General features: G+C 72.1%; 14 protein-coding genes, 1 tRNA gene and 1 pseudogene. 5 read left to right on the forward strand and 11 right to left on the reverse strand.

Annotation, left to right across the window (positions count from 1 at the left end):
• Positions 1-3: 3 nt before the first annotated feature.
• Positions 4-2043 (forward strand): Stk1 family PASTA domain-containing Ser/Thr kinase, encoded by a 2040-nt coding sequence (pknB, locus tag AB0O53_RS06045; RefSeq protein ID WP_365193462.1) that lies wholly within the window; start codon positions 4-6, stop codon positions 2041-2043.
• A 240-nt stretch (positions 2044-2283) separates the two neighbouring features.
• Here pknB and AB0O53_RS06050 read toward each other — a convergent pair whose 3' ends face one another.
• The 6 genes and pseudogenes from AB0O53_RS06050 to AB0O53_RS06075 form a co-directional block, all read right to left on the reverse strand.
• Complete coding sequence (locus tag AB0O53_RS06050; RefSeq protein WP_350990357.1) at positions 2284-3009, reverse strand: class E sortase; 726 nt, start codon at positions 3007-3009, stop codon at positions 2284-2286.
• Between the two features lie 13 nt (positions 3010-3022).
• Positions 3023-3691 (reverse strand): annotated as a pseudogene (locus tag AB0O53_RS06055) (class E sortase); the annotation flags it as partial.
• A gap of 149 nt (positions 3692-3840) precedes the next feature.
• A complete protein-coding gene (locus AB0O53_RS06060; RefSeq protein ID WP_350990359.1) occupies positions 3841-4479 on the reverse strand; it encodes an aminodeoxychorismate/anthranilate synthase component II in 639 nt (212 codons plus the stop codon).
• Entirely contained in the window at positions 4476-4652 is a 177-nt protein-coding gene (locus tag AB0O53_RS06065) for a hypothetical protein (protein ID WP_030011120.1), read from the reverse strand. Before AB0O53_RS06065 ends, AB0O53_RS06060 begins: the two co-directional genes overlap by 4 nt.
• A gap of 89 nt (positions 4653-4741) precedes the next feature.
• Positions 4742-5518: a class E sortase gene (locus tag AB0O53_RS06070; RefSeq protein ID WP_350990361.1), complete on the reverse strand. Its 777-nt coding sequence runs from the start codon at positions 5516-5518 to the stop codon at positions 4742-4744.
• The gene (locus AB0O53_RS06075; RefSeq protein WP_350990363.1) at positions 5490-6263 is read right to left on the reverse strand and encodes a DUF881 domain-containing protein; all 774 of its coding nucleotides are present in this window, start codon (positions 6261-6263) and stop codon (positions 5490-5492) included. Before AB0O53_RS06075 ends, AB0O53_RS06070 begins: the two co-directional genes overlap by 29 nt.
• 91 nt (positions 6264-6354) lie before the next feature.
• Between AB0O53_RS06075 and crgA the strand changes: the two genes are divergently transcribed.
• Positions 6355-6609, forward strand: coding sequence for a cell division protein CrgA (gene crgA / locus AB0O53_RS06080; protein ID WP_350990365.1), 255 nt, complete (start codon positions 6355-6357; stop codon positions 6607-6609).
• Positions 6610-6724: 115 nt separating this feature from the next.
• On the opposite strand, the gene AB0O53_RS06085 is transcribed toward crgA, so the two are convergent.
• Positions 6725-7600 carry a rhomboid family intramembrane serine protease gene (locus tag AB0O53_RS06085; protein ID WP_350990367.1) on the reverse strand — a complete coding sequence of 292 codons (876 nt, stop codon included), beginning with the start codon at positions 7598-7600 and terminating at the stop codon, positions 6725-6727.
• 100 nt (positions 7601-7700) lie between these two features.
• Entirely contained in the window at positions 7701-8228 is a 528-nt protein-coding gene (locus AB0O53_RS06090) for a peptidylprolyl isomerase (protein ID WP_350990611.1), read from the reverse strand.
• A 147-nt stretch (positions 8229-8375) separates the two neighbouring features.
• Here AB0O53_RS06090 and AB0O53_RS06095 point away from each other — a divergent pair, with 147 nt between their 5' ends.
• Entirely contained in the window at positions 8376-9098 is a 723-nt protein-coding gene (locus tag AB0O53_RS06095) for a DUF5324 family protein (RefSeq protein ID WP_350990369.1), read from the forward strand.
• 116 nt (positions 9099-9214) lie between these two features.
• Here AB0O53_RS06095 and AB0O53_RS06100 read toward each other — a convergent pair whose 3' ends face one another.
• Together AB0O53_RS06100 and AB0O53_RS06105 are read right to left on the reverse strand one after the other, a co-directional pair.
• Positions 9215-9760 carry a LysM peptidoglycan-binding domain-containing protein gene (locus AB0O53_RS06100; protein WP_350990370.1) on the reverse strand — a complete coding sequence of 182 codons (546 nt, stop codon included), beginning with the start codon at positions 9758-9760 and terminating at the stop codon, positions 9215-9217.
• Positions 9761-10269: 509 nt separating this feature from the next.
• Positions 10270-10342, reverse strand: a tRNA-Ala gene (locus AB0O53_RS06105).
• A 162-nt stretch (positions 10343-10504) separates the two neighbouring features.
• Here AB0O53_RS06105 and AB0O53_RS06110 point away from each other — a divergent pair.
• Together AB0O53_RS06110 and AB0O53_RS06115 are read left to right on the forward strand one after the other, a co-directional pair.
• Positions 10505-11053 carry a helix-turn-helix domain-containing protein gene (locus tag AB0O53_RS06110; RefSeq protein WP_350990371.1) on the forward strand — a complete coding sequence of 183 codons (549 nt, stop codon included), beginning with the start codon at positions 10505-10507 and terminating at the stop codon, positions 11051-11053.
• A 53-nt stretch (positions 11054-11106) separates the two neighbouring features.
• A complete protein-coding gene (locus AB0O53_RS06115) occupies positions 11107-12468 on the forward strand; it encodes a serine/threonine-protein kinase (RefSeq protein ID WP_350990373.1) in 1362 nt (453 codons plus the stop codon).
• Here AB0O53_RS06115 and AB0O53_RS06120 read toward each other — a convergent pair.
• Positions 12455-13762, reverse strand: coding sequence for a hypothetical protein (locus AB0O53_RS06120; RefSeq protein WP_365193702.1), 1308 nt, complete (start codon positions 13760-13762; stop codon positions 12455-12457). The two genes, AB0O53_RS06115 and AB0O53_RS06120, sit on opposite strands and share 14 nt — an antisense overlap.
• Between the last annotated feature and the right edge of the window lie 72 nt (positions 13763-13834).

Raw genomic sequence — 13834 nt, forward strand, 5'->3', positions numbered from 1 at the left:
GTTATGGAAGAGCCGCGTCGCCTCGGCGGCCGGTACGAGCTGAGCCACGTGCTCGGCCGCGGTGGCATGGCCGAGGTCTACCTCGCCCACGACACCCGGCTCGGCCGTACCGTCGCCGTCAAGACCCTGCGTGCCGACCTCGCCCGCGACCCGTCCTTCCAGGCCCGGTTCCGGCGCGAGGCCCAGTCGGCCGCGTCCCTGAACCACCCGGCGATCGTCGCCGTCTACGACACCGGCGAGGACTACGTCGACAACATCTCCATCCCGTACATCGTGATGGAGTACGTCGACGGTTCCACGCTGCGCGAGCTGCTGCACTCGGGCCGCAAGCTGCTGCCCGAGCGCACGCTGGAGATGTGCATCGGCATCCTCCAGGCGCTGGAGTACTCGCACCGCGCCGGCATCGTGCACCGTGACATCAAGCCCGCCAACGTGATGCTGACCCGCACCGGCCAGGTCAAGGTCATGGACTTCGGCATCGCCCGCGCCATGGGCGACTCCGGCATGACCATGACGCAGACGGCCGCCGTCATCGGCACCGCCCAGTACCTCTCCCCGGAGCAGGCCAAGGGCGAGCAGGTCGACGCGCGCTCCGACCTCTACTCCGCGGGCTGCCTGCTCTACGAGCTCCTCAGCGTGCGGCCCCCGTTCGTCGGCGACTCCCCGGTGGCCGTGGCGTACCAGCACGTACGGGAAGAGCCGCAGCCCCCCTCGAACTTCGACCCCGAGATCACGCCCGAGATGGACGCCATCGTCCTCAAGGCACTGGTCAAGGACCCCGACTACCGCTACCAGTCGGCGGACGAGATGCGCGCCGACATCGAGGCCTGCCTCGACGGCCAGCCCGTCGCCGCCACCGCCGCCATGGGCGCGGCCGGCTACGGCTACCCGCACGACCAGGGCCACGGCTACGGCCCGCAGGGCTACGACCAGCCCACCACCGCGCTGCGCACCGCCGACCCGGGCGCCCAGACGTCGATGATGCCGCCCATGCCCCCGGGCGACGGCGGCTACGGCTACGGCGACCAGGGCCACGGCGGTTACGACCAGGGCTCGAACCGACGCCAGAGCCAGAAGAAGAGCAGGGCGTCGACCGTGCTGCTCGTGGCGGCCGGCATCCTCGTCCTGGTCGGCGCGATCCTCATCGGCCGGGCCCTGTCCGGGAACACGGCCGACAACCGGCCCGCGGTGCCCAAGCTCATCGGCCAGACCCTGGAACAGGCGACGAAGAGCGGCGAGAACTCCAAGCTCAAGGTGGTCAAGGGCGCCGACGCGCCGTGCGACGACCAGCCCAAGGGCAACGTCTGCAAGCAGGACCCGGCGCCCGACACCAAGGTCGACGAGGGCTCCACGGTCACGGTCACCGTCTCCTCCGGCGCTCCGAAGATCTCCGTCGTCGACGTGCTCAACATGAAGTTCGAAGAGGCCGAGAAGGCGCTGAAGGACAAGGGCTTCCAGGTCGACCGCAAGACCCAGGAGTCCGACCGGACCCCGGGGACCGTCCTGGAGCAGAGCCCGAAGGCCGGCTCCGAGGCGGAGAAGAACAGCATCATCACGCTGACGGTCGCCAAGGAGCAGTCCAAGGCCGAGGTCCCCGACCTCAGGGGCAAGACCAAGGACGAGGCGGAGAAGGCGCTCAAGGCCGTCAACCTCAGGCTCGGCAGCGTCACGGAGACCGACCAGCCGGGAGCCGCTCCCGGCACGGTCACCGGCCAGCAGATCGCGGCGGGCCAGCAGGTGGAGCAGGGCAAGGCGGTGGGCATCACCATCGCCAAGGCCGCGCAGGCGACGGTCGTCCCGAACTTCGCCGGCCGGACGGTGGGCGAGTACAAGAACGACCTCCGGCGCGCCAACCTGCAGCTCGGCATCGTCACCGGTCCGTCGGACGACAAGGCGATCGTGGTCGCCACGGACCCGCAGCCCGGAACCCCGGGCACCGCGGGGCAGGCCGTGAACGTGTTCACGACGCCCGGCCAGCAGGACGGCGGGAACAACAACGGCGGTCTCTTCGGAGGCCTGACCGGCGGCGGAGGCCGCCGCTAGCACCGGCCGCACCGCCGACGCAGCGCAAAAGGTCCGGCCCCGCTCTCGACGGAGAGGGGGGCCGGACCTTTTTGCGTACGCCCGGTTCACTCGGCCGGTTCGGGCGCCTGGTTCACACCACCGGTGCTCCGAACGCCGCCAGGCGGCCGCTGCGGGCCTGTACGGGGTGTCTGGGACTCCTGGGGCGGTCGGGGCGCCCCAGCGGCCCTGAGGGCTCTCCGGGGCCCGTTCGGACCTGACTCAGCGCAGCTCAGCCGGCGCGGTGCGCTTCGCGTCCACCTTCTCCGTGCGGACCAGCTCGCCCCACACGATGTACCGGTACTTCGAGGTGTAGACCGGCGTGCAGGTGGTGAGCGTGATGTACCGGCCCGGAGCGGTCTTCCCGGACTCCTTGGGGACCGCGTTGATCACGTCGGTGTTGTACTTCGAGGTCTGGCGCAGCTCCGCGAAGACCTTGTAGACGTACCAGGTGTCCCGGGTCTCGAAGACGATCGCGTCGCCGTTCCTGACCTTGTCGATGTTGTGGAACTTCGCCCCGTGCCCGTCGCGGTGCGCGGCGAGCGAGAAGTTGCCCTTCTCGTCCCACGGCAGCGCGGACTTCACGGGCTCCGTGTAGTAGCCGGCCACGCCGTCGTCGAGGATGTCCGGCGCCGTGCCCGCCTTGACGAGCACCTCGCCGTTCTTCATCGCCGGCACGTGCAGGAAGCCGACCCCGCCCCGGGTGTCGAGCGCCCCGGGCCCGGCCTGCTCGGGGGCCGGGTTCTGCCACTGCTGGCGGATCTCGTCGCCGCGCGCGGCGGCCTGCCGGTCCGCGAGGACGTTCGTCCACCACAGCGAGTACGCCACGAACAGGCCGAGCACCAGGCCCACCGTGATCAGGACCTCGCCCAGCAGGCTCAGGAACCCGGCGAGCACACTGCGGCTGCCGGCGGGCGGGGCCGCGGCGCGGCGGTGGGCACGAGACACGCTTGATTCGTCCTTAGCTGGTCAGCGCGGGCGGCGGGCCCTGGCTGCGGGGGCGTTCCTCGGTCATCCTGCCCCATACGATCAACCGGTAGGTGCTGGTGAACTCCGGGGTGCAGGTCGTCAGCGTGATGTACCGGCCCGCGGAAGTGAACCCCGAGCCCTCCGGCACGGGCTTGATCACCCCGATGTTCGTCGGCGGCGTCTGCGCCAGCGACGAGGTCATCTCGTAGGTGTAGTAGGCGTCCCGGGTCTCGACCACGACGGGGTCCCCGGGCACCAGCCGGTTGATGTAGCGGAACGGCTCACCGTGGGTGTTGCGGTGTCCGGCCAGCGCGAAGTTGCCCTGCTTGTCGGCCGGCATCGCCGTCTTCAGCGCGCCCTCGCCGTAGTGCCCGACCATGCCCCGGTCCAGGACCTTCGGTTTGCTGATGCCCTCGGCCACCGGGACCTTCACGTCCAGCTTGGGGATGTGGAGGATGGCGAAGCCCTGGCCCGGTTCGAAGGCCGTCGCGGGCGGTGCGGCCGTCCCGCCGTCCGGCCGGCTCTCCCAGGTCTGCCGCAGTGAGCCCGCGGCGCCGTTCGCCGTCCGCTCCGCCACCACGTTCGTGTACCAGAGCTGGTAGGCGACGAACAGCAGCATCACCAGGCCCACCGTGATGAAGAGCTCCCCGCCCAGCCGGCTCGCGATGACCGCCGGGCCGCCGGACGCCGGCCGTTTGCGCCGCCGCCCGCCCCGCCTGCGGGTGTTCCTGGCGGCCCGTTTCGCGGCCTCCTGAGCTGCCCTGCGTCGCGCGGCCCGGCCCTCGGTGGGCGCGGACGGCGCGACCGTCGTCACGCGACGGCCTTGCCCACCACCGGGGCCAGCCCCACCGAGCGCTCCACGGCTCCGGCGTCACCGCACCGGACCAGCCAGTTCGCGAGCATCCGGTGGCCCCATTCGGTCAGCACCGACTCCGGGTGGAACTGCACGCCCTCGACGTCGTGCTCCCGGTGGCGCAGACCCATGATGATCCCGTCCTCGGTCCGGGCCGTGACCTCCAGGACGTCGGGCAGGGTCCCGGGCTCGGCGGCGAGGGAGTGGTACCGGGTCGCGGTGAACGGCGAGGGCAGTCCCTCGAACACGCCCAGTCCCCCGTGCACCACGGGCGAGGTCTTGCCGTGCAGCAGCTCGGGGGCGCGGCCCACGACGCCTCCGTAGGCGACCGTCATCGACTGCATGCCGAGGCAGACGCCGAAGACCGGGACGCCGGTGTCGGCGCAGTGCCGCACCATGTCGACGCAGACGCCGGCCTCCTCGGGCGTGCCCGGCCCGGGGGAGAGCAGGACGCCGTCGAAGCCGTCCTGCGCGTGCGCGAGGGCGACCTCGTCGTTGCGCAGCACCTCGCACTCGGCGCCGAGCTGGTAGAGGTACTGGACCAGGTTGAAGACGAAGCTGTCGTAGTTGTCGACCACCAGAATGCGTGCGCTCACGGAGTGGCTCCCGATCCCTCGTCCACCGTCACATCGTTGAACGGAAGGAGCGGCTCGGCCCACGGGAAGACGTACTGGAACAGTACGAAGACCACGGCGAGGACCAGTACGAGGGAGATCAGCGCGCGTACCCACGCGTTGCCCGGCAGATGCCGCCAGATCCAGCCGTACATGCCGCCTGATTCCTTTTCGTCCACATTCGTTCAACGCACCGCGGAGGCGGTACGCGAACAGACTAAAGGCAGCGGCCCGGCGGGGAGGGTCACCTGGACGAACCCCCCGGCCGGCCCTGTGCGGCGGGGCGGGTTCCGGTCAGTTCCGCCCAGACCACCAGCCGGTGGCTGTGTCCCCATTCCGGGTCGCAGGTGGTCAGCGTGAGGTACTTGCCCGGTGCCGTGAACGGGGACTTCCGCGGGACCGGGTCGACGACTCCGACGTCGGTGGGCAGGGTCCGCAGGGGCCCGCCCCGGATCGTGTACGTGTACCAGGTTCCCCCGTCCCCCAGGATCACCTCGTCCCCCTGGCGCAGTTTCGGGAAGTCCTTGAAGGGGTCTCCGTAGGTACGGCGGTGGCCGGCCACGGAGAAGTTCCCGACGGCCCCGAGGCGGGCTGTGGCGGCGTAGTGGCCCAGGCCCTTCTTCAGCAGCTCGGGGTCCGTGCCCTCCAGGACGGGCCGGACCCAGTCCGGGCCGAAGCGCGGGACGTACATCTCGGCGAAGGCCCGGCCGGCGGGGTAGGGCGCGGGGGCGGCGCCCGGGGCGGCGGGCTCCGCGGGACGCGGGGTGGCCCCGGGGGCCACAGCCGGGGCCGGCGGCGGGGCCGGCTGCGCCGCGGCGGCCGCCCAGCCGTCGCGCAGCCGGGCCATCTCGCCGTCCGCGGCCCGGTCCGCCTTGACCCCGGTCCACAGCAGGACGTAGGCGACGAAGAGCACGATCAGCGTGCCCGCCGTCAGGCACACCTCGCTGAACGTCCGCACCGCCAGGCGCAAAACGGCGTCGGGACGGACCCGGTCACGGGGTGGTGCCCACCGGCTTCGCATAGTGGAGGTCCACTGTGCCGGAGTAGGCGGGAAGTGTCAGGGCCTTGTGCTCGTCCACTTTCCAGCCCAGGCCGTAGGCGTTCACGTACGCCTGGTAGTTCTGCAGGGCCGGGGAGGCGGCGAGAGCCTTCTTGAGCGCCGCCGGGTCGCCGACCGCCGAGATCTTGTACGGGGGCGAGTAGACGCGGCCCTGGAGGATCAGGGTGTTGCCCACGCAGCGCACCGCGCTGGTGGAGATGAGCCGCTGGTCCATGACCTGGATGCCCTCGGCGCCGCCCTGCCAGAGCGCGTTCACCACGGCCTGGAGGTCCTGCTGGTGGATCACCAGGTCGTTGGGCTGCGGCTCGGGCACGTTGGGGATGCGGGCGGTGGCGTTCGGCGGGGCGTCGTTGAGGGTGACGGTCAGGCCCTTGCCGGAGAGCTCCTCGGTCCCCGAGGCTGCGCGCAGGGCGGCCAGCTTCGCGTCCTCGGCCTTGGTGCTGCCGTCGTCGCGGTCGGCGAGGGCGTCCACGCGCAGGCGGGCGGCTCCGGTGCTCTCCTCCAGCTCCGCGTTGTCCTGACTGCGTTCCTTGATGAGGTCCGACAGCTTCAGGAGGGAGGCGTCCGTCCGGATGTTCGTACCCTTGGAGGTGTTGAAACTGGTGACGAAGAGCAGCCCGGCCAGGGCGAAGACGGCGGCCGTCAGCAACCGGACCGGCCTGGCCCGGCGACGGGGACCCGCGGAGGAGTCGTCTGAATTGCTCAACGTACCCTTCTCCTTCAACGCCACAGGTCCACTACGCTAACGGACGCCCGGGGCAGGCAAGGTCCCCAGCGCATCGACAGGAGAGCCCCTCGTGCCGAAGTCACGTATCCGCAAGAAGGACGACTACACCCCGCCGCCCGCGCGGCAGCCGCAGAACATCCGGCTGACGAACCGCAGCTGGGTCGCCCCGGTCATGCTGGCGTTCTTCCTGATCGGTCTCGCGTGGATCGTCGTCTTCTACGTGACCGAGACCCAGCTGCCGGTCGAGGCCCTGGGCAACTGGAACATCGTGGTCGGCTTCGGCTTCATCGCGGCGGGATTCGGCGTCTCCACGCAGTGGAAGTAGCACGTCCCGGTCTCTGACGGAAGCTCTCCCCATGAGTTATCCACAGCGTCATCCACAGCTGAGGAAAAGACAGAAGATCTGTGGATAACTCTGTGGAGAGTTGACGCCGGTGTGATCAGGTGAGTTCCGCCGTACGGAGCATGATCAGCGCCGCTGCCAGCAGGAACACCACCGCACAGGTGCCCCACTGGACGAGTGCGCGATGCTTCGCGGCGGTCGGCGTGAGCATGCCCAGTCCGAGCAGGGCGCCGGTGACCAGACCGCCCACGTGGGCCTGCCAGGACACGTTCAGGGTGCCGCCGAACGGGACGAAGGTCAGCACCAGCATCAGCACGACCATGACGATCACCGGCCGCATCTCGTAGCGCAGCCGCCGCGCCAGCACCACCGTGGCGCCGAGCAGGCCGAAGATCGCACCGGAGGCGCCGAGGGTCGGGGTGTTCGGCTCGGTCAGCAGGTAGACGAGGGCGCTGCCGCCGAGGCCCGAGAGCAGGTAGACGGCGAGGTAGCGGGCGCGGCCCAGGGCCGCTTCCAGCGGACCGCCGATGACCCACAGGCCGATCATGTTGCCGATGATGTGCCACCACTCGACGTGCAGGAACACCGAGGTCAGCAGCCGCTGGTACTGGCCGGTCGAGACCCCTTCCACAGGGCCGCCGAAGTACTCGACGTAGCGGCCGAGCAGTTCGAGCTGGATCACCATCGCCGGAGCCGCGAGGCCGGCGAGGAACACCGCGACGTTGATCCCGATGAGGATCTTGGTGACGAGGTGGGGGTCGTCGGCGACGACACCGCCCGCGATGGTGCGGGGCGCGTTGGCCGCGGGCCGGTGCCCGGTGCCGGAGCCCTCGCGGACGCACGAGGGGCACTGGAAGCCCACCGAGGCGCTGATCATGCACTCCGGGCAGATGGGGCGCTCGCAGCGGGTGCAGCTGATCCCCGTGTCGCGGTCCGGGTGGCGGTAGCAGCCCGGCAGACGGTCGGTGTCCATCGGTCCCCTCGGTCGGCGGCGGCAGGGTGTGCGCCCCGCCGGTGCGGTACGTATCCAGTACGGACGGGCGGGGCGGAAAGGTTCCCGGGGGTTCGGGGACTCAGCGCTTCTCGACGACGACAGACTTGATGATCACGTCTTCCAGCGGCCGCTCGGTGCGCGAGTTGGTGGGGCCGGCGGCGATCGCGTCCACGACCTTGCGGCTCGCCGGGTCGGTGACCTCGCCGAAGATGGTGTGCTTGCGCGTCAGCCAGGCGGTCGGGGCGACGGTGATGAAGAACTGCGAGCCGTTGGTGCCCGGGCCGGCGTTGGCCATGGCGAGCAGGTACGGCTTGGTGAAGGCCAGGTCGGGGTGAAACTCGTCCGCGAAGGCGTAGCCCGGGCCGCCGGTGCCGTTGCCGAGCGGGTCGCCGCCCTGGATCATGAACCCGCTGATGACGCGGTGGAAGACGGTGCCGTCGTAGAGCGGGTCCGTGGTCTTCTGGCCGTCCGTGGGACGGGTCCACTCGCGGGCACCCGTGGCGAGCTCGACGAAGTTCCGGACGGTCTTCGGAGCGAAGTTCTCCAGCAGCTCGATCTCGATGTCGCCGTGGGTGGTCTTCAGGGTGGCGTAGAGCTTCTCGGCCACGGATCTGCCTTCCATAGTCATCACTGTCGGTCCAGATGGTCGCACGGAGCGCTCCGCGGCACTGAAATCGTCCACCCGTATGCCCTGTCACGCATGCCTGCCGGCGCTGTGACAGGCATGATCCGACAAAGGGTGGAAAGGTGAACTGTGTCCGCCACCGAGGAGGAGGATCCCGTGACCGGCAAGGACAGCGCGCGCCTGGCAGCCGAGAGCGCCAGGGAGAGCGTGCGGTACGCGGCTGAAATGGTGGCGCCGTACGCGGAATCCGCCAGGGACGCTGCGGTGCACTACGCGCACGAGGCCAACGACCGGCTGACGCCGATGGTGTCCCAGGCGGCCACCGGCGCCGCGCGCCAAGCCCGGATGACCTACGACTGCCATCTGCACCCGCGTCTGAAGGCGGCGCGGGCGCACGTGCCGCCACCCGTGGACCGTGCCGCGACCAAGGCGGTCCACCAGACCCGTCTGGCGGCCCGTCAGGCGGCCGACTACACGCAGCCGAAGATCGAGAGCGCCATCGCGGCCGCCACGCCCGTGGCCGAGGAGGCCGCGTCGCGGTCGACCGCGGCGCTGGCGGCGCTGCGCGGCCAGGTGACGGCCAAGGAAGTGCAGAAGCTCGTGCGCAAGCACGAGCGGGCACGGCGCCGCGGCAAGGTCCTGCGCGGGGCCGCGCTCGTCGGCCTGCTCGCGGCCGGCGCCTACCTGGCGTGGCGCTGGTGGGACCAGCAGTCCAACCCGGACTGGCTGGTCGAGCCGCCCGCGGCGACCGAGCTGTCGGACCGCGACGCCGCACCGGCGAGCTTCGACGACGAGCTGGCGGAGAAGGAGCGCGAGGCGGGATCCGGACCGGAGCCCGGCGCGGTCCCGTAGGACGCCGGTCACCCGCCGGACGTCCCGGACGAGCCGGGCGAGCCGGGCGACCGACGGGTGACGCGGAAGGGCCCGGCCCCCGAGGGGGCCGGGCCCTTCCGCGTGCGTGTCCGCGTTCAGCCCGGGAGCGTCAGGACCGCACCCGGCGGCACGCGGTCGGGATCGGCCCCGATGACACCCCTGTTCATGGCGTAGAGCTCGCGCCAGCGCGCCTCGTTGCCGAGCTCGCGGGCGGCGATCCCGGCCAGCGTGTCCCCCTGCTTGACCGTGTAGGTGCGCTTCTTCGCGGTGGGCCGCGGCTTGGCCACCGGGGCCGCGGGCACCGCCTTGTGCGCGGCCGAGTGGGGCGTGGGCGTGTACGCCGCCCCCGGCGAGGTGGACGGCGGCGCGGGCTTCGGCATCGCGGCGGGCCTGGGCGGTGCGGGCACCGCCTTGTGCGCCGCCGAACCGGGGGTCGGGGTCGCGGGGGCGGGTCCCCGCTCGGGCGGGGCCGCGGCCGCCATGCGCTCGGCGGCGGCCCTGGTCGCCGACACGGCGTCGGCCGCGGCGCTCCTGGAGGGGCCCGCCCCCTTCTCCGCCTGCTGCTGCACCTGCGCCTGCGCCTTCTCGGCGTTCTCGTGCGCCTTCTTCTTGTCGGACTTCAGGAAGTCGAAGAGTCCCATGTCTGTACGCCTCCGGCGTGAGGGTTCCCCCCTGCGTCGATGCCCTCCCTCCACTGTCCGCCACCGGGCGGCGGGCGGCCCAGCGGCAGGGCCGTACGGGGGACGCCGGGCCTCCGGGCGCGGTCGCGGTCCGGCGCGCACCCGTCGAGGACCCGTCGAGGACCTGTCGAGGACCTGTCGAGGAGCTGTCGAGGGCTGCCGGGGACCTCCCGCCGGCCGTGGCCGTCAAGTGGGCCGACGGGTCGCGGTGTTGGGGGACCGTGCCGGCGCACGACCGGCCCGGACCGTCAACTCCGTGCCGGCCGGGCCGGAAATCCGGTCGGCGCGGGCCCGGGACTGCACCGCGGGCCCCGGGCCCCGGTCCGCGGGGGCACGGAGGGGAGGAACGGCCGGGCAGACCTTCGATACCCGCGGGCCACTGCCCGCCGCACGGCCGGGCACACCCCCGCGGCCGGGCACGAAAAAAATGCCCCCGAGCAGCGTTTCCGCAGGTCGGAGGCATTTAGATGTGGAGCCTAGGAGATTCGAACTCCTGACATCTGCCTTGCAAAGGCAGCGCTCTACCAACTGAGCTAAGGCCCCGTGGAACTGGACGCACCTGTCCCGTGCGAGGGATGTGGTCGTTCCGCAGAACAGAGTACCGGGTCTACCCCCGCATCTCGCAAAATGATAGGGACTCCCGCCCTGCGACCACTCTCCGTAAGATGCTCGCGAGGTTCGCACCAGCGAAGGGGAGTAGTAAGAGTGGACGCAGTGCAGCAAGAGGCCACGGCCAGAGCCAGAGAGCTTCAGCGCAGCTGGTACGGAGAGCCGCTGGGGGCGCTCTTCCGCAGGCTCATAGACGACCTCGGCCTGAATCAGGCCAGGCTCGCTGCCGTACTCGGACTGTCGGCGCCCATGCTGTCCCAACTGATGAGCGGCCAGCGCGCCAAGATCGGCAACCCTGCCGTGGTCCAGCGCGTGCAGGCCCTCCAGGACCTCGCCGGACAGGTGGCCGACGGCAGTGTCAGCGCGGCGGAGGCGACCGACCGGATGGACGAGATCAAGAAGACCCAGGGGGGATCCGTCCTCAGCAGCAGCGGTCAGGCCACCACCGGCTCCGGCGCGCCCACCGTCAAGCGCGTGGTCCGCGAGATCCAGTCGCTGCTGCGCTCGGTCTCCGCGGCCGGCGACATCATCGACGCGGCGAACAGCCTCGCCCCCAGCCATCCGGAACTGGCAGAGTTCCTCCGGGTGTACGGCGCGGGCCGCACCTCGGACGCGGTCGCCCACTACGAGGCGCACCAGAACTGACACGCACGACGGGGGACGACGGGGGACGACGGTGACGGGGGACGGGCACAGCGATGGGTGAGGTCTTCGCCGGCCGGTACGAGCTGATCGATCCGATCGGGCGCGGGGGCGCGGGTGCCGTGTGGCGGGCCTGGGACCACCGCCGTCGCCGCTACGTCGCCGCGAAGGTCCTCCTGCAGGGCGACGCCCACACGCTGCTCCGGTTCGTACGGGAGCAGGCGCTGCGGATCGACCACCCGCACGTACTGGCTCCCGCCAGCTGGGCGGCCGACGACGACAAGGTCCTCTTCACGATGGACCTGGTCGGCGGCGGATCCCTCGGCCACGTGATCGGGGACTACGGGCCCCTGCCGCCCCGCTTCGTGTGCACGCTGCTCGACCAGCTCCTGTCGGGCCTGGCGGCCGTGCACGCGGAAGGCGTCGTGCACCGCGACATCAAACCGGCCAACATCCTTCTGGAGGCCACCGGAAGCGGGCGGCCGCACCTGCGGCTGTCCGACTTCGGCATCTCCATGCGCAAGGGCGAGCCCCGCCTGACCGAGACCGACTACGTGGTCGGCACGCCGGGCTATTTCGCACCCGAGCAACTCATGGGGGCGGAGCCCGACTTCGCCGCCGACCTCTTCGCCGTGGGACTCGTCGCCCTGTACCTCCTCCAGGGCAGGAAACCCGACTCCCGGGCCCTGGTGGACCACTTCCGCACCCACGGGACCCCGGACGCCCCCCAGGGCGTCCCCGGCCCGCTCTGGGACGTCGTCGCGAACCTCCTTCAGCCCGACCCCCAGAACCGCTTCCGGACGGCCACAGGGGCGCGCAAGGCCCTTGCCGGGGCCGTTGAACTACTGCCCCCGCCCGCCGCGGACGAGGATCCGGTGGAGGTGTTCGACCAACTCGGTCCGCTCCCGCCCGGATTCGGCCCCGAAGGCCCGACGGGCACGCCCCCGTCCGCTCCCGACGCCGCGCCGGCCACGGCTTCCGGGGCGGCCGCGCAGCCGCCCACGGCGGGCGCCGCCGCGTCCGGCGGCTCCGCCGCCACTGTGGCCGCGCAGCCCCCGCGCACCGACCCCCGCAGCGCTTCCGCCACCGTGCCCCCGGTCCCGCGACAGGCCGCTCCCGCCGCGGTCCCCGCGCCCTCGTACGGCCCCCCGCACACGCCCCCGCACGACCCGTCGTACGGGCCCCCGCACACACCCTCGTACGGGCCCTCGTACGGGCCTTCGGAGACGGGCAGCTTCCACCTGCCCCCGCCGGCCGCACCCGGGGCGGCCGGTGCGGCGGTCCCGGCCGTCCCCGCGGCCGCGCCGGTCGGCAGGCGCGGCGGCATCGCCCCGCCCCCGCCGAAGGCGGTGGCCTCCCTGCTCGCCGCGGCGCTGCTGTGCTTCGCGGTCGGCGTCTGGGCCCTCACGCAGATGTAGGGCGCCCCCGCCGGCCGAGCAGGACCCAGCCGCCCAGCACCGCCAGCAGCAGCGCCCCCGCGCCGAAGCCGGCTCCCGCCACGACGCGCATCAGCGAGCGCGTCCCGGCCGCCTCGGCGGCCTCGGGGGCCGTGAGCCCCTCCCGCGCCGCCGCCCGGTCCGCTGCCGCGACCCCGAAGCCGCCCGCGGCCGGATCCTCCGTGTACGCGGGCGCCTTGACCGGGTTCCCGGTGACCTCCAGCCGCAGGGTCAGCGGGACGGGCACCGCGTCCTCGGTGAAGTCGGCGACCTTCGCGCCCATCGTCACGGCGACGTAGTACCAGCCCGCAACGCTCACGGGCCGGGTCCCGCGGTCGGCGGAGAAGCGGTTCGCGTAGTCGACCGGCGGGGTCTTCTCCAGGGTGACCCCGGCCTGCACGCCGTCGTAGGACACGGCCTTGCCCGAGACCTGGCCGCGGAACGGGCTGTGGAGGGTGACGCTCAGTCCGCCCGACGCGGAGGTGAACTCCTTGGTCCTCTTCGCGGCGGCCAGCTCGGCGCCGAGCCCGAGCCGCTGCCCCCAGTCCAGCGGGACGCGGTACCAGCGGGTCTGCCCCGGGCGCAGTTCGTCGCGCCACACGCCGGCGCCCAGGGCCCGTGCGTCGTTGAAGCCGGTGCCGCCGGCCCGGCCCACCGCCTCGGTGCCGGGCAGGGACGGGGCTTCCGTGGGCCGGCCGCTGGGCGCGGTGGTGGGGGCGCCCGGTCCGCGGCCCGGTTCGCGCTGGACCTTGAGTTCGAGCGGCCAGGGGCTCTGGTCGGACCCCTTGGCCGAAGTCCGGGTCACCTTGGCGTAGTACACGCCGGCGGGAGCGCAGTCGCCGTCCTCGGAACCCCGGCGGACCCCGGCGGCGGCCAGGGGCACCGCGTCGTAGCCGAAGGTCGCCCGCCCCGTGCTCTCCGGGCACGAGCGCCCGGCGGTGGTCATGATCTCGACCTCGACGCCGTCGCTGCCGGAGACCTTGGCGCCCGCCGGGGGCCGGAGCACGGCGGAGACGTAGGCGTCGGAGCCGTCCTGCTCCAGGACCAGCCGGTAGAGGCGGTCCCCGGGCCCGAGGGTGTCCTCGTAGGTGTTACCGGCCTCGATGAGCGGGGCGTCCGCCGTGGAGGGCTTGCCCTCGACCTTCCCGGCACCGTCGGCGGCGCGGTAGGCGGGCGGCGGCTGGGGCGCGCTCTGCCCGGCGTGCGCGGCGGCGGGAACGCCGGCCAGCACCGTGCCGAGGGCCGCCGCCCACACCGTCGCCCGTACCCGACCCATCACGCCCACCCCGAGTTTGCTAGCGCAAGCCAAATCTTTGCAAAACGTAAGTTTTCGTCACAGAACAGCACA

The sequence above is a fragment of the Streptomyces erythrochromogenes genome (assembly GCF_040684695.1).
In the GTDB taxonomy this organism is placed as follows: Bacteria; Actinomycetota; Actinomycetes; order Streptomycetales; family Streptomycetaceae; genus Streptomyces; species Streptomyces erythrochromogenes_C.

What these genes read in the sequence shown, in the direction of transcription:
- AB0O53_RS06065 (WP_030011120.1), bottom strand. Translation starts at nt 4,652, where the DNA reads ATGTACGGCTGGATCTGGCGGCATCTGCCGGGCAACGCGTGGGTACGC.
- AB0O53_RS06100 (WP_350990370.1), bottom strand. Translation starts at nt 9,760, where the DNA reads ATGGGACTCTTCGACTTCCTGAAGTCCGACAAGAAGAAGGCGCACGAG.
- AB0O53_RS06070 (WP_350990361.1), bottom strand. Translation starts at nt 5,518, where the DNA reads ATGCGAAGCCGGTGGGCACCACCCCGTGACCGGGTCCGTCCCGACGCC.
- AB0O53_RS06115 (WP_350990373.1), top strand. Translation starts at nt 11,107, where the DNA reads ATGGGTGAGGTCTTCGCCGGCCGGTACGAGCTGATCGATCCGATCGGG.
- pknB (WP_365193462.1), top strand. Translation starts at nt 4, where the DNA reads ATGGAAGAGCCGCGTCGCCTCGGCGGCCGGTACGAGCTGAGCCACGTG.
- AB0O53_RS06085 (WP_350990367.1), bottom strand. Translation starts at nt 7,600, where the DNA reads ATGGACACCGACCGTCTGCCGGGCTGCTACCGCCACCCGGACCGCGAC.
- AB0O53_RS06120 (WP_365193702.1), bottom strand. Translation starts at nt 13,762, where the DNA reads ATGGGTCGGGTACGGGCGACGGTGTGGGCGGCGGCCCTCGGCACGGTG.